The 259-nt window shown below is 29.3% G+C and carries 1 pseudogene; it reads left to right on the top strand.

From position 1 onward, the window contains the following. A pseudogene (locus tag EGM88_RS16065) lies at positions 1 to 120 on the top strand (IS110 family transposase); the annotation flags it as partial. Between the last annotated feature and the right edge of the window lie 139 nt (positions 121 to 259).

The raw sequence follows: 259 nt of genomic DNA, 5'->3' as shown, positions 1-259 counted from the left end.
AGTAAAAAATTAGCATTAATTGCCGTTTCTAATAAGCTATTGAAACAAGCTTTTGCTATTGCAAAATCGGGAAACCCTTATGATGCGAGCCATATTTCAGTATTAAAACTAAATAACTAAAAAAATATGGTGATAATTATTGCTTGTTGCATTGGAAATAAAATCGACCGTAGGAGATTTATTCTAATTCAACAATGCAAGAAAACTATTGTCAAAATTTAATGAAGAAAAGGCTTGGTTTTTAGCTCAGTTCTTTGTT

It is taken from the genome of Aureibaculum marinum (assembly GCF_003813905.1).
GTDB lineage: Bacteria > Bacteroidota > Bacteroidia > Flavobacteriales > Flavobacteriaceae > Aureibaculum > Aureibaculum marinum.
Note: the sequence above shows the minus strand (reverse complement) of the source record. Positions and strands in the feature narration are given on the sequence as shown.